This is a genomic window from Hamadaea flava, assembly GCF_024172085.1.
In the GTDB taxonomy this organism is placed as follows: domain Bacteria; phylum Actinomycetota; class Actinomycetes; order Mycobacteriales; family Micromonosporaceae; genus Hamadaea; species Hamadaea flava.
Genome location: NZ_JAMZDZ010000001.1, coordinates 5,130,252 through 5,144,263 on the forward strand (window position 1 = coordinate 5,130,252; position 14,012 = coordinate 5,144,263).

Here is a 14,012-nt window from a genome sequence, read left to right on the forward strand (position 1 = left end):
CCCGGCGTAACACAGCGGCAAAGATCACCGCGACACGGCCGGACCTTGGTGTGACCAGGAACACGGTTCACCGCTAGAGTGCTCGGGTTATCTGCAACCGCCGCTACTCACTGTGAATGGCGGCGATCAACAGGAGGACATCGATGTCCGGGACCACAATTGTCGCCGAAGGCGACAAGGTGGCCCTTACCGGTAACAACGTCACGTACATAGTGGTGGCCGCCGTGATCGCTCTTGTGGCGCTCGGCTTTGCCTTCACCCTCGTGCGAGCCGTGCTCGGCACCGGCAAGGGCACCGTCAAGATGCAGGAGATCGCGGGCGCCGTCCAAGAGGGCGCCACGGCATACCTGTTCCGCCAGTTCAAGACCCTGGCAATCTTCGTCGTGATCGCAGTCGTCGTACTCTTCGTGCTTCCCGTGCACGGCGTGTCCGACAACGTAACCGCGGTGAAGATCGGCCGCTCGGCCTTCTTCGTGGTGGGTGCGGTCTTCTCCGCGTTCATCGGCGGTGCCGGCATGGCGCTGGCGACTCGGGCGAACCTGCGGGTCGCCGCGGCCGCCCGTGAGGACGGCGGCCGGGAGAAGGCCATGTCGATCGCGTTCCGCTCCGGCGGCGTGGTCGGCTTCCTCACCGTCGGTCTGGGCCTGCTCGGCGCGGCGATCGTCGTGCTGGTCTACAAGGGCGACGCGCCGACCGTGCTGGAGGGCTTCGGCTTCGGCGCCGCGCTGCTCGCGATGTTCATGCGGGTCGGCGGCGGCATCTTCACCAAGGCCGCCGACGTCGGCGCGGACCTGGTCGGCAAGGTCGAGCAGGGCATCCCCGAGGACGACCCGCGCAACGCGGCCACCATCGCGGACAACGTCGGCGACAACGTCGGCGACTGCGCCGGCATGGCGGCCGACCTGTTCGAGTCGTACGCGGTCATGCTGGTCGCGTCGCTGATCCTGGGCAAGACCGCGTTCGGCACCCAGGGCCTGGTGTTCCCGCTGATCGTCGCCACCATCGGCGCGCTCGTCGCGATCGTCGGCGTGTTCATCACCCGGCTGCGTACCTCCGACCGCAGCGGCCTGACCGCGATCAACCGGGCGTTCTACATCTCGGCCGTGATCTCGGCCGTGCTGGTCGGCGTCGCGACCTGGCTGTACCTGCCGGCGTCGTTCAAGGAGTTCGACGGCGGTCTGCAGGACGTGGACGCCAACCCGCGGGTGGTCGCGCTCGCCGCGGTCGTCATCGGCATCGTGCTGGCCGCCGCCATCCAGGCGCTGACCGGCTACTTCACCGAGACGAGCCGCCGTCCCGTCCGGGACATCGGCCGGTCCTCCGAGACCGGCCCGGCCACCGTCATCCTCGCCGGCATCAGCGTCGGCCTGGAGTCGGCGGTCTACAGTGCGCTGCTGATCGGCGCGGCCGTCTTCGGCGCGTTCCTGCTGGGCACGGGCTCGATCACGCTGTCGCTGTTCGCCGTCGCGCTGGCCGGCTGCGGCCTGCTCACCACGGTCGGCGTCATCGTCGCGATGGACACCTTCGGCCCGATCAGCGACAACGCCCAGGGTATCGCCGAGATGTCCGGCGACATCGACGAGCGGGGTGCGCGTACGCTCACCGACCTCGACGCGGTCGGCAACACCACCAAGGCGATCACCAAGGGCATCGCGATCGCGACGGCCGTGCTCGCCGCGACCGCCCTGTTCGGTTCGTACACCGACACCCTGGTGTCCACCCTGGGCGGTGGCGAGGCCGCGGCGGCGAAGCTCGCCGAGTGGCTGAACATCTCCAACCCGGCCAACCTCGTCGGCCTCATCTGCGGCGCGGCGGTGGTCTTCCTGTTCTCCGGCCTGGCCATCAACGCCGTGTCCCGGTCCGCGGGCGCGGTCGTGATGGAGGTGCGCCGCCAGTTCCGGGAGTTCCCGGGCATCATGGACGGTTCGCAGCGTCCGGAGTACGGCAAGGTCGTGGACATCTGCACCCGGGACGCGCAGCGCGAGCTGATGACCCCCGGTCTGCTGGCCGTGCTCGCCCCGATCGCGGTCGGCTTCGGCCTCGGCCCGGGCGCGCTCGTGTCCTACCTGGCCGGCGCGATCGGCACCGGCACCCTGATGGCCGTCTTCCTGGCCAACTCGGGTGGTGCCTGGGACAACGCCAAGAAGATGGTCGAGGACGGCGAGTTCGGCGGCAAGGGTTCGCCGCAGCACGCCGCGACGGTCATCGGCGACACCGTCGGCGACCCGTTCAAGGACACCGCCGGTCCGGCCATCAACCCGCTGATCAAGGTCATGAACCTGGTGGCCTTGCTCATCGCCCCGGCCGTCGTCACGCTGAGCTTCGGCGCCGACGCCAACACCGGCGTACGCGTGGCGATCGCGGTCGTCGCGTTCGCGATCATCGCGGGCGCGGTGGTGTTCAGCAAGCGCAAGCCGATCGGCGTGGGCGGAGACGGTGACTCGGGAAAAGCTGACGCCGCCTCGGCGGCGGATCGCGAGTCCGTCACTGCGTAGCCAGTCAGTCGGAAAATAGACAAGACCCGAGCCTTCGGCTCGGGTCTTGTCTATTGGGGGGACATAGCACGCCTGTGCTACGCGTCGTAGGCTGCTTCCATGCGAAGGCTCGCGCCACTCGCCGCCCTCGCGGCCGCTCTCCTCGTCGCCGCGTGTTCCAGCGGCCCGCCGCCCCGGGTCTGGGCGGCCAGCGTCTGCAGTGCACTCACGCCCTGGCGGGCCGAACTGCAGAGCTTGACGACCAAGGCCCAGGAGCAGGCCAACGCCGCGCCCAACTCGGCACAGGCCAAGGAGAACCTGGTCCGGCTCTTCGACGGGGCGCAGAAGTCCACTGAGGCGGCTCGGGCGAAGGTGGAGGCGGCGGGCGTACCAGACGTCGACGACGGCGCGAAGATCGCGCACAACTTCATCGCCACGCTGACGGCGGTGCGGGACGCGTACGGGCATGCCAAGGACGGCGTCACGGCGCTGGCCCCGGGGGACGCGCACACCTTCTCCGACGGGGTGGCGACCGTGCTGACCACCCTCAACACCGAGTACTCCAAGAGTGCGATAGACGTCAGCCAGCTGGATTCCGTCGAGCTCCGCAAGGCGTTCGACGAGGTCCCCGAGTGCAAGTAGCGCGGGACCGGGATGCTGGCCGTGCGACCGTCCAGAGGGCAGCTGCCGATCTTCGCCGCCGCCTCGGCCGACCCTGGCCCGGGTGATCTCGCCGGGCTGCTGATCGGGCCGGGTCAGGTCGTCCGCATGGGCGGGACCGCCCGGGTGTCGGTCGTCGTGGACGCCCCGTGGCGGGTCCATGCCCTCGACGCCGAGCTGCGCCGCCGCGATCTGGCGATGCAGTGGGAGCCGTCCACCGTCGAGGGACACTACGGCGTACGCACCTCCTATTCGGGGGTGCTCGCCGAGTTGTCGGCGCGCTGGCTGCGCGGTGCCGTGAAGGCCCCGCCGTCGGCGTTCCTGCTCGACGGCGTACGCCTGAGGCTGTGGTTCACCGCTGCGGGCACGGTCACGCCCGACTCGCCGGAGTTGCTGCTTCGGCTCGGCCAAAACGACGAGCAATGCTGGACGCCCGCTGTGCGGGCGCTGGCGGTGCTCGGCTTCCCCGTCGAGGCGGCCAGGGGCCCGGCGCTGCGGATTTCCGGCCGTCGCCGGATCCGGCGGTTCGCGGAGTTGATCGGCGAGCCGCTGCCCGTGGTCCCGCTCACAGCATGGCCAGCGTGAATTCGCCTTCTTGATCTTGCTGGAAACGGCAAAATGCATGATCAACGACGTTGTGCCCGCGGGAAAGGTATCGTCTACGCGTCGATGGGGTGCGATGGGGTGCGCAACCGGAGCATTCAGCCGAGCGTTACCTTGGACATCCGCGGGCGAGAACGCCCCCGACCCTGTAGGCGGAGTGACGCCGCCTACGGACCAAGCCACTGCGGAGAGGTGCCGTGCCGACAGCCGCCAAGAACCGACTGGTCATCGTCGAGTCGCCGGCGAAGGCGAAGACGATCTCGGGCTACCTGGGCCCGGGATACGTCGTGGAAGCGAGCCTGGGCCACATCCGGGATCTCCCGGCCGGGTCCAAGCAGCTGCCTGACCGGTACAAGAAGGAGCCCTGGGCGTACCTGGGCGTCGACGTGGACCACGGCTTCACCCCTATATATATCGTCAACCCGGACCGGGCCAAGCACGTCACGAAGCTGAAGGCCCTGCTCAAGGATGCCGACGAGCTCTACCTCGCGACAGACGAGGACCGTGAGGGCGAGGCCATCGCCTGGCACCTCGCGGAGACCCTGAAGCCGAAGGTCCCCGTCAAGCGGATGGTCTTCCACGAGATCACCCGGCCGGCGATCCAGGCGGCGGTGGCCAACCCCCGCGAGATCGACAAGGACCTGGTCGACGCGCAGGAGACCCGGCGCATCGTCGACCGGCTCTACGGCTACGACGTCTCCCAGGTGCTCTGGAAGAAGGTCGCCCGGGGGACCAGCGCGGGCCGCGTCCAGTCGGTCGCCACCCGGATCGTGGTCGAGCGGGAGCGCCAGCGGATGGCGTTCCGCTCCGCGACGTACTGGGACATCGTGGCTGAACTTGCTGCTTCCGGAGGAAGCACCAACGGCTCAGCGAACGGGCACGCCAGCTTTAACGCCACGCTCATCGCGCTGGACGGCGACCGGGTCGCGACCGGCAAGGACTTCGACCCGGCCACCGGCCGGGTCCGCGGCGGCGTCGTCCACCTCGACGAGCCGGCCGCCCGCGGGCTGGCCGCCCGGCTGGACGACCGGCCGTTCACGGTCACCCGGGTCGAGGAGAAGCCTTACCGGCGTAAGCCGTCCCCGCCGTTCATCACCTCCACGCTGCAGCAGGAGGCTGCCCGCAAGCTGCGGTTCTCGTCGGCGCAGACGATGCGTACGGCCCAGCGCCTGTACGAGAACGGCTTCATCACCTATATGCGTACCGACTCAGTGAACCTCTCGGAGTCGGCGCTGACCGCGGCCCGCAGCCAGATCGCGGAGCTGTACGGTCCGGCCAGCGTGCCGCCGCAGGCGCGGCGCTACACGGGCAAGGTCAAGAACGCGCAGGAGGCACACGAGGCGATCCGGCCCGCCGGCGAGCACTTCCGTACGCCCGGCGACGTGGCCCGCGAGCTGTCGGTCGAGGAGTTCAAGCTCTACGAGCTGATCTGGAAGCGGACCCTGGCCTCGCAGATGACCGACGCGATCGGCAACTCGGTGAGCGCCCGCATCCGGGCGATCTCGACCTCCGGCGAGGAGGCCGACTTCGCCGCCTCCGGGACGACCATCACCGAGCCCGGCTTCCTGCGGGTCTACGTCGAGTCCAGCGACGACGAGACCGAGGACACCGACGGGGAGAGCAAGCTTCCACAGCTGGTCAAGGACCAGAAGCTGACCGAGAAGTCGCTGACCCCGATCGGGCACACCACGCAGCCGCCGGCCCGCTACACGGAGGCGTCGCTGGTCAAGGCGCTGGAGGAGCTGGGCATCGGCCGCCCCTCCACGTACGCCTCGATCATGCAGACGATCCAGGACCGCGGCTACGTCAACAAGCGTGGTCAGGCGCTGATCCCGAGCTTCCTGGCGTTCGCCGTGGTGGGCCTGCTGGAGGGGCACTACCCGCGGCTGGTGGACTACGGCTTCACCGCCGCCATGGAGGACGAGCTGGACCAGATCGCCGACGGCGACGCCTCCAGCCTCGAATTCCTGACCTCGTTCTACTTCGGCGCGCCGAGCGCGGCCGAGGGTTCGGTGGCGCAGGCGGGCGGCCTGAAGAAGCTGGTCACCGAGAAGCTCGGCGAGATCGACGCCCGCGAGGTCAACTCGATCCCGCTGTTCACCGACGACCAGGGCCGGGAACTCGTGGTCCGGGTCGGTCGCTACGGCCCGTACATCCAGCGGGGCAGCGGCGGCGGCACGACGGACGTCGACCCCGACGCCGAGTCGGCGGCCGACGGCGACCGCGTCTCCATCCCGGAGGGGCTGGCCCCGGACGAGCTGACCCCGGAGAAGGTCGAGGAGCTGTTCCTCGGCGGGGGCGGCGAGCGCAAGCTCGGCGAGCACCCGCAGACCGGCGAACCGGTGGTCATCAAGTCCGGCCGGTTCGGGCCGTACGTCTCCTCCGGCGAGATCAACTCGTCGCTGCTCAAGACGCAGTCGCCCGATTCGCTGACCCTCGACCAGGCGGTGCAGCTGCTCAGCCTGCCGCGGCTGGTCGGCAACGACGAGAGCGGCGTGCCGATCTACGCCCGCAACGGCCGCTACGGGCCGTACATCGAGCGGGAGAAGGATTCGCGGTCGCTGGAGAACGAGGATCAGCTCTTCACCGTGACCCTGGACCAGGCGCTCGCGCTGCTGGCCGCGCCGAAGACGCGGGGCCGCCGGGCAGCCGCGCCGCCGTTGCGGGAGATGGGCAACGACCCGCTGACCCAGAAGCCGCTGGTCATCAAGGACGGCCGGTTCGGGCCCTACGTCACCGACGGCGAGTCCAACGCCTCGTTGCGGCGGGGCCAGAGCCCAGAGAGCCTGACCCTGGAACAGGCCTCGGAGATGCTCTCCGAGAAGCGGGCGAAGGGTCCGGCCCCGAAGAAGGCGGCTCCGGCGAAGAAGGCGGCGGCGAAGAAGGCGGCTCCGGCGAAGGCGACGGCGGCGAAGAAGGCTACCGCGAGCAAGGAGACCGGGGCGGCGAAGAAGGCCACCAAGAAGACTGCGGCGAAGAAGACCCCCGCAAAGAAGGCAACGTCGGCGAAGAAGACGGCTGAGTAGCAGAGACGTCACGCCGGGCGGCTCGTTGATCCGAGTGGCGTTACAGTTTCGGTCTCTGCGTCGCGGTCGTGAAGGTCGCCGACGCCGTTGCGAAGGAGCGGCGAGTGACAACACCAGCCGTGACGACCCGTCCACTGCGGCGGGTACCGGTCCAGGGCCGCAGTGTGGCCCGGGTTCAGCGGATGCTCGACGCCTGCGCGGAGCTCGTCGACGAGGTCGGCTACGAAGGCCTGACCACCACCCTGCTCGCCGAGCGGGCCGGGGTGGCGATCGGGTCGGTGTACCAGTTCTTCCCCGACAAGCGCGCCATCGTGCAGGCTCTCACGCTGCGTAACGTCGAGGCGTACCTGGCCCGGCTGGCCGAGCGGATCCCCGCCGGTGAGCTGGACGACTGGTGGGACGGCGTCGACGCGGCGATCGAGGAGTACATCACGCTGCACCGGACCGTGCCCGGCTTCCGTACGCTGCACTTCGGCGACGTGGTGGACGTCCACCTCATCGACGCCGAGCGTGACAACAACGAGGTCATCGCCGACCACCTCGCTGAGCTGCTGGTCCTCTACCACTCGGTGCCCGACCGGCCGCGGCTGCGGTTCGCCCTGGTCATCGCGGTCGAGGCAGCCGACGCATTGATCAAGCTCGCGTTCCGCCGTCAGCCGGACGGTGACGACGCCGTGCTCGTCGAGGCGAAGGCACTGGTTCGCGAGTACCTCCACCGCCACGTCGGCCAGGTCTGACCGAGATCCTCCGCCGCTGGTGAGCCTCACTGCGGACGGGTGACTCGGGGGGTACGCACATCGATCCCGAGATCCGGGTAACTTCAGGGTGCTCATTCTCGCGGGCGCTCGGCGCCGCACGGCTAGAGTGATCCCAGGGCGCCCAGCGATGGGCAGGCGAGGTGGAGGCTGCCATCGGGAACCGGTCGCGTGGGCGGGCTGACGCAGGCGGTCCAGGGGACCGCGGCGCGGCCCCGGCTGCCCTGTCCGGCGACGTCTCCATTCTGAAGATCCGGCCGTTCCGGCGGCTGTGGATCGTCCTCGGGGTCGCCTCGCTCGGCGACTGGCTCGGCCTGCTGGCCACGGCCACCTTCGCTTCGGCCCAGGTGAGCGGCTCGGCCGCCAAGGGTTTGGCGTTCGGCTCCGTCATCGCGGTCCGGCTGCTGCCGGCGCTCGTCTTCGGGCCGGTGGCGGGCGTCCTCGCGGACCGGTTCGACCGGCGCTACATGATGGCGATCTGCGACGTCCTGCGGTTCTTCCTGTTCGCCTCGATCCCGCTGGTGGCGCTGCAGAGCACGAACTCGACGGTCACCATCGGCTGGGCGGCGGTCGCCACCTTCCTCATCGAGACGATCACCCTGATCTGGATCCCGGCCAAGGAAGCCTCGGTCCCGAACCTCATTCCGCGGGGCAAGCTCGAGGACGCCAACCAGCTCACGCTGATCACGACCTACGGGATCACGCCGGTGCTGGCCGCGCTCGGGCTGGCCGGGCTGAACCAGCTCTATTACTCGGTCAGTGCGGGTGGCGTCGACCTGCCCGAGACGACGGCGTCCACCGTCGCGCTGTACTTCAACGCGCTGTCCCGGCTGGCCACGGCGGTCGTGGTCTTCTTCGGCATCCGCGAGATCAGCGGCCGGGACGGCCGGCATGAGGTCCCGCAGGAGAGCGCGCTGCGCCAGTTCGTCGACGGCTGGCGCTACATCGCGCGGTCGCCCCTGGTGCGGGGCCTGGTCCTCGGCATCCTCGGCGCGTTCGCCTGCGGCGGTCTGGTGATCGGCACCGCGCAGTTCTACGCCCGGTCGCTGAGCGGTGGCGACTCGACGTTCTACCTGCTGTTCGGCCTGATCTTCATCGGCCTCGGGGTCGGCATCGCGCTCGGCCCGCGCCTGATCGGCCAGCTGTCCCGGCGTCGCTGGTTCGGCTTGTCGATCATGCTGGCCGCCCTGTCGGTCGCCGCGCTGGCGCTCGCGCCGCACCTCAGCGTCGCCGCCGTCGGCACCCTGCTCGTCGGGGCCGGGGCGGGCATGGCCTTCCTCTCCGGGACGACGCTGCTCGGCGGCGAGGTCGAGGACGAGGTCCGCGGCCGCGTCTTCGCCTTCGTCCAGACCTCGGTCCGGGTCGTGCTCATGCTCGCGATCGCGCTGTCCGGCGTACTGGTGGGGGCGGGCGGCTCGCCCGAGCTCTCGATCGGCGGCACGACCGTCCCGATCTCCTCTACGCGCGTACTGCTCTTCATCGCGGGCATCTGCGGCACCCTGGCCGGCTACTGGGCCCTGCGCCAGATGGACGACAAGCCCGGCGTACCGCTGCTCCGCGACATCTGGGCCTCGATGCGCGGACGACCGCTCGGCCTGCTCGGCGACAGCGCGGCCAGCGGGATGTTCATCGTCTTCGAGGGCGGCGAGGGTGCGGGTAAGAGCACCCAGATCGAGCTGCTCGCGACTCACCTGCGGGAGCAGGGGCGCGAGGTGCTCGTCACGCGCGAGCCCGGCGCCACGCCCGAGGGCGCGCGCATCCGGGAACTGCTGCTGGAGACCCACTCGCCGGAGGGCTCGCTGTCCGCGCTCGGCCCCCGGGCGGAGGCTCTGCTCTACGCGGCGGACCGCGCGCATCACGTCGATTCAGTGGTACGCCCAGCGCTCGACCGGGGTGTGGTGGTCATCAGCGACCGCTACGTGGACAGTTCGCTCGCCTATCAGGGCGCGGGGCGGACGCTGGACGCCGACCAGGTCGCCTGGCTGTCGTCGTGGGCGACCGAGGGGCTCACCCCGGAGCTGACCGTGCTGCTCGACATCGACCCGCGGATCGGGCTCGACCGGGTCGCCGAGCGAGGCGATGGCCACGACCGGCTGGAGAGCGAGGCGATCTCGTTCCACGACCGGGTCCGGCACGCCTTCCTCAGCCTGGCCGACGCCGAACCGCGCCGATACCTGGTCGTCGACGCCACGCTGCCGGTCGACCGGGTCGGCGAAGCCGTCGCGGAGAAGGTCGACCGCATGCTGCCGCCGTTCCACGAGGCCGACAAGAGCCGTTCGGCCGGGCAGGGGGACGCGGAGCCGCCCACCTTTCGTTCGACCGGATCGCTCGACCGGGCCGAGGTGACCGCCGAACTCGCGACTCGCCGGGAAAGCGCTCGCGCTGAGCCGCCAGAAGTGCAGTCGGCGCACCGATGACGGCCGACGTCTTCGATGACCTGGTCGGCCAGCCAGAGGCGGTCGAGACGCTGCGAGCTGCGTCGGCGGCGGCCGACCTGATTCTGCGCGGTCAGCCGTCCCCGCCCGGGGTGATGACCCATTCGTGGCTGTTCACCGGCCCGGCCGGCTCCGGCCGGTCGACGGCGGCCCGGGCCTTCGCGGCGGCGCTGCAATGCGTACGCGGTGGGGTGGGCTGCGGCGAGTGCTCCGGCTGCCACACCGTCCTCGCCGGTACGCATTCCGACGTGCGATTCGTCGTCCCGGACGGGCTGAGTATCCCGGTCGCGCAGATGCGGGAGCTGGTCCTGCGGGCGGCGAGCGCCCCGACGGCGGGCCGGTGGCAGGTGCTGGTGGTAGCGGACGCCGACCGGCTCACCGAGGCGGCGGGCAACGCCCTGCTCAAGGCGGTCGAGGAGCCACCGGAACGGACGGTGTTCCTGCTCTGCGCGCCGTCGACGCATCCGGACGACATCTCCGTGACGATCCGGTCGCGGTGCCGTCTCGTTCCGCTGCGCCAGCCGGGAGCCGACGCTGTCGCCTCGTTGCTCACCCGGCGGGACGGCGTACCAGCTGATGTCGCGGCCTGGGCTGCCGCGGCCGCGCAGGGACATGTCGGCCGGGCGCGCCGGTTGGCCGCGGACTCGCACGCGCGGACCCGGCGGGACGCGGTGCTGGCGGTGCCCCGGCAGCTGACCACGGTCGGCGCGTGTTTCGACGCGGCGGCCTCGCTGATCGAGGCGGCCGAGGCCGAAGCGGTGGACGCGGTGGCGGCGGTGGACGCGGCTGAGCGCAGTGCGCTGGAGATGGCGCTGGGCGCGGGCGGGACGGGCAAGGGCGCGGCGGGCGCGGCCCGGGGCAGCGCCGGGCAGCTCAAGGAGCTGGAGAAGCGGCAGAAGTCGCGGGCGACGCGGGCGCAGCGCGACGCGTTGGACCGAGCGCTGATGGACCTCGCCGGGTTCTACCGGGACGTGCTGAACGCGCAGTTCGGCGCGGCGGTCGCGCCGATCCACACCGACGTCGACCAGGTCACCCGGGCGGCGGCGGCGAAATGGCGACCGGAGTCGACGCTGCGCCGGCTGGAGGCCGTGCTGGCCTGCCGTGAGGCGATCGACATCAACGTCAAGCCCAAGATCGCGGTCGAGGCGATGATGCTCGCGCTCTGGCGCGGCTGACGCCCGATCCCTTTCTCGGCGAGTTATCCACAGAGTTGTCCACAGGGATTGCCTCGTTATCCACAGGGACTACCGGGGCTGTGGAAGCGCCGGTAGCCTCGGCGACGTGCGGGAGATCGACGAGGCGTGGATCGAGGAGGCGGTCACCGCTTACCGGCGTATCGAGGATCGGCAGGCCGAGTTCCAGCGGTCGCTCTCCGCGATCGAGGTGAGCGTCCGCTCGCCCGACGGTCTCATCGAAGTGGTCGTGGCGGGTGAGGGAGGGGTGCGGAACGTGGCCATCGTAGGTGCCCTTCGCAGTCAGACCTCGGCCGAGATCAATCGGTCGATCCAAGCCGCGCTCCACGCCGCCAAGGACGCCGCCGACTGGGCGCGTCGACGCCTCCACCAAGAGGTCTTCGGGGACTACCCGCGCCTGGGAGGCCCGTCATGAGCGGACTCGCCAAGCTCGCCGACGCGCTGGAACGCGCCGCCGAGCAGATCGCTGACATCCCGGCCGAGCTGGCCCGGCATGAGGTGACCCCGTTCAACGACCTGGCCGCGGCGCCCGGCCGGCTCGGCGACATCGGCCGTGACCTGCGCCGTCAGTGCGCCGACGCGTTCCAGAACCGCTACGACGAGACGACCGACGCCGCCCGGCGGCTCGACCGGCTCGCCGAGGGCGTACGCGAAGCCGGGGCGAACTATGCCACGGCCGAGGACACCGTCCGCGACGACGCCCGCCGGGAGCAGACCTTCGGGGATCATCCGGACTGGGGCCTCTGATGGACGCCCTGGACAAGATCGCCGGCCCCGCCGCTGACCTGCTCCAGCGGGTCGACGCCGCGTTGGGCCGCCACGGCGCGCCGCCCGGTCACCAGGTGTGGCCGCTGCTGCGCTGGGTCGGCAGCCTGCCCGGCCCGGCGGTGCAAGCGGTCGTGGGCCTGCGCCCCATGCAACTGCCCGGCGACGATGTCCGCGCGCTGACCGACCGCCTCGTCGAAGCGGTCTCCACCGTGGATCGTGTGGGCGTCAACTGGGAGGGCGACGCCGGGGCGGCGTACTTCTCGCAATGGTCGGCACACCGCCGGCACATCGCCGATCCCGACACGTCGCTCGGCGCCCGGCTCGACGACTTCGGGGCGTACCTGGACGACGTGGAGGGGTGGATCGCGGAGAGCCGCGTCTCCCTGGCGATGCGGCTGGCGCTGGTCATGAAGTCGGCCGAGGCGATCAGCGTCGTCACCGGGCTGGACCCGATCGAGGTCGGGCTGGCCGCCGCCACGATCGGCGCGCTCGTCCTGGAAGAGGTCGAGGAGATCTGCAAGGCGGGCGAGGAACTGCGGGAGACCTGGGAGACGCGGCTGGCCGCGCTGCCGTTCCGGCCCGGCCCGGACTTCGGTCCGTCGACCGGCGGCATCACCCGCGTCGACCTGTAGCAACCGTTCTCGAACGCACGGACGCCGCCGCTCCCGCGAGAGCGGCGGCGTCCGGTGCGGTAGGCATCAGACGGAGCGCCGTCGGGCCAGCAGGATCATCAGCCGCCCGAGCAGGGCCAGCAGCACACCCGCCCCGACCACGTACGCGACCGGGCCCATTCCGGTCTGGGGGAGCGTCCCCGGTCCGCCGCAGCCGGGGCCGCCGCAGCCGGCCGGGCTCGTGCTGGGCGCCGGGCTGACGCTGGTCGCCGCCGAGGGCGACGTCGACGGGGTCGGCGAGGAGACCACCGGGACGTTCGGGGCCGTGGCCGAGGTCCGCAGCAGTCCGACCGCCAGGTCGAGCACGGTCACCTGAGCCTGGTCCGGGCCGCAGAGGATCAGCTGGATCCGCAGGGAGGCGGCTTCCGCCTCGACCGCGGCGTCGGTGATCGACTTGTCGAGCGCGCCGAGCGAGATGCGGAGCATGGCGTACTTCCCGGGGCCGGGCACCTGGAGGCCCTCGACGTGGACGCTGCCGACGAGCGAGTTCAGCAGCGGCACGTTGAGCCCCCGCAGCAGGGTGCCGAGCGGGTCGCCGCCGGTGGCGGGGAGCACCACGTCGACGTGCTTCGCCGGAGTGTTCAGCCGCTGCGTCGGTACGCCGGGGCCGGAGATCTCCAGCAGCGGGTTCGAATACTCCACACTCGACGTACGCGCGGCGCCGGTCGCGGTCGCGGTCAGTGTCGGCCGCTTGAGGACCTTCACGGCCACCGCCCCGTTGAGCAGGCGCAGATCGGTCAGCTCGACCTCGGCCGCTGCGACCGACGCCGTACGCCCGCCGACCGTCCGCAGCCCGGTCACCGCCTGGCTGGACAGGTTGCGCGGTAGGCGTACCACAGCGGAGGAGGAACTCGGGAGCACACTGACGTCGGCGACGGCGGCCGAGCTGACCCCTGCCGGACCGGTCTGCCGGCCGCAGGCCATCCGGTCCACCCAGGTGGCGTGGGCCGACAGGGCGCCGGTGCCCACCTTCGCGACGCCCGCGTCCTGGCTGAGCGCGTTGTAGACGGCTGGACCGGCGTGCGTGGGCGGAGCCTGCTGGCTGACCGCGCTGCCGAGAAAGAGCGGGGAGAGTTCGAGCCCGACGACGCCGGCCTCGGTGTAGCGGGCGGCGGCCCGGGCGGCGACGGGTTTGCGGGCGTCCATCGTGGATCGACTGGACGCGAGGGCGAGTTCGGCGACCGGCCCGACCGGTACGCCCAGCGGCCGCAGGTCGAGAGCGGTGAGCCGGACCAGGTCGGCGGAGGACTCGGCGGCGTACGCCATCGGCGCGCAGCTCGCGGCGGCAGCGGATTCCGGCAGGACGACCGGCACGGCGGCGAAGAGCGCCAGCAGACCGGTCGACAGCGAGCGGAAGCGTCGGGGAGGCAGCATGCCGGGCCCAACGAACGCGTCCGCCGAACGGTGACGCGTTTGTCGGGCACTAC

General features: G+C 71.0%; 11 protein-coding genes. 10 read left to right on the forward strand and 1 reads right to left on the reverse strand.

Going from position 1 to position 14,012, the window contains the following annotated elements; all coding sequences use genetic code 11:
* The first annotated feature begins 143 nt into the window (after positions 1 to 143).
* The 10 genes from HDA40_RS24220 to HDA40_RS24265 all read left to right on the forward strand — a co-directional run bounded on the left by HDA40_RS24220 (position 144) and on the right by HDA40_RS24265 (position 12,546).
* A complete protein-coding gene (locus HDA40_RS24220; RefSeq protein ID WP_253759673.1) occupies positions 144 to 2,495 on the forward strand; it encodes a sodium-translocating pyrophosphatase in 2,352 nt (783 codons plus the stop codon).
* A 99-nt stretch (positions 2,496 to 2,594) separates the two neighbouring features.
* Complete coding sequence (locus HDA40_RS24225; protein ID WP_253759675.1) at positions 2,595 to 3,116, forward strand: hypothetical protein; 522 nt, start codon at positions 2,595 to 2,597, stop codon at positions 3,114 to 3,116.
* Between the two features lie 21 nt (positions 3,117 to 3,137).
* A complete protein-coding gene (locus HDA40_RS24230; RefSeq protein WP_253759677.1) occupies positions 3,138 to 3,719 on the forward strand; it encodes a hypothetical protein in 582 nt (193 codons plus the stop codon).
* Between the two features lie 215 nt (positions 3,720 to 3,934).
* On the forward strand, positions 3,935 to 6,763 hold the full coding sequence (topA, locus tag HDA40_RS24235; RefSeq protein ID WP_253759679.1) for a type I DNA topoisomerase: 2,829 nt from the start codon (positions 3,935 to 3,937) through the stop codon (positions 6,761 to 6,763).
* Between the two features lie 104 nt (positions 6,764 to 6,867).
* On the forward strand, positions 6,868 to 7,500 hold the full coding sequence (locus HDA40_RS24240; protein ID WP_253759681.1) for a TetR/AcrR family transcriptional regulator: 633 nt from the start codon (positions 6,868 to 6,870) through the stop codon (positions 7,498 to 7,500).
* Positions 7,501 to 7,760: 260 nt separating this feature from the next.
* Positions 7,761 to 9,935, forward strand: coding sequence for a dTMP kinase (gene tmk, locus HDA40_RS24245; protein ID WP_253763781.1), 2,175 nt, complete (start codon positions 7,761 to 7,763; stop codon positions 9,933 to 9,935).
* Entirely contained in the window at positions 9,932 to 11,128 is a 1,197-nt protein-coding gene (locus tag HDA40_RS24250; protein WP_253759683.1) for a DNA polymerase III subunit delta', read from the forward strand. The genes tmk and HDA40_RS24250 overlap by 4 nt, the downstream gene beginning before the upstream one ends.
* A 106-nt stretch (positions 11,129 to 11,234) precedes the next feature.
* A complete protein-coding gene (locus HDA40_RS24255) occupies positions 11,235 to 11,561 on the forward strand; it encodes a YbaB/EbfC family nucleoid-associated protein (RefSeq protein WP_253759685.1) in 327 nt (108 codons plus the stop codon).
* Complete coding sequence (locus tag HDA40_RS24260; RefSeq protein ID WP_253759687.1) at positions 11,558 to 11,893, forward strand: hypothetical protein; 336 nt, start codon at positions 11,558 to 11,560, stop codon at positions 11,891 to 11,893. The genes HDA40_RS24255 and HDA40_RS24260 overlap by 4 nt, the downstream gene beginning before the upstream one ends.
* On the forward strand, positions 11,893 to 12,546 hold the full coding sequence (locus HDA40_RS24265) for a hypothetical protein (protein ID WP_253759689.1): 654 nt from the start codon (positions 11,893 to 11,895) through the stop codon (positions 12,544 to 12,546). The genes HDA40_RS24260 and HDA40_RS24265 overlap by 1 nt, the downstream gene beginning before the upstream one ends.
* Before the next feature lie 66 nt (positions 12,547 to 12,612).
* Here the strand turns inward: HDA40_RS24265 and HDA40_RS24270 are convergent, their stop codons facing one another.
* Positions 12,613 to 13,959 (reverse strand): hypothetical protein, encoded by a 1,347-nt coding sequence (locus HDA40_RS24270; RefSeq protein WP_253759692.1) that lies wholly within the window; start codon positions 13,957 to 13,959, stop codon positions 12,613 to 12,615.
* Positions 13,960 to 14,012 lie beyond the last annotated feature (53 nt).

Excerpts from the sequence above, each read along its gene's own strand:
- HDA40_RS24220 (WP_253759673.1), top strand. The coding sequence starts at position 144 with ATGTCCGGGACCACAATTGTCGCCGAAGGCGACAAGGTGGCCCTTACC.
- HDA40_RS24225 (WP_253759675.1), top strand. The coding sequence starts at position 2,595 with ATGCGAAGGCTCGCGCCACTCGCCGCCCTCGCGGCCGCTCTCCTCGTC.
- HDA40_RS24250 (WP_253759683.1), top strand. The coding sequence starts at position 9,932 with ATGACGGCCGACGTCTTCGATGACCTGGTCGGCCAGCCAGAGGCGGTC.
- HDA40_RS24260 (WP_253759687.1), top strand. The coding sequence starts at position 11,558 with ATGAGCGGACTCGCCAAGCTCGCCGACGCGCTGGAACGCGCCGCCGAG.
- HDA40_RS24265 (WP_253759689.1), top strand. The coding sequence starts at position 11,893 with ATGGACGCCCTGGACAAGATCGCCGGCCCCGCCGCTGACCTGCTCCAG.
- HDA40_RS24270 (WP_253759692.1), bottom strand. The coding sequence starts at position 13,959 with ATGCTGCCTCCCCGACGCTTCCGCTCGCTGTCGACCGGTCTGCTGGCG.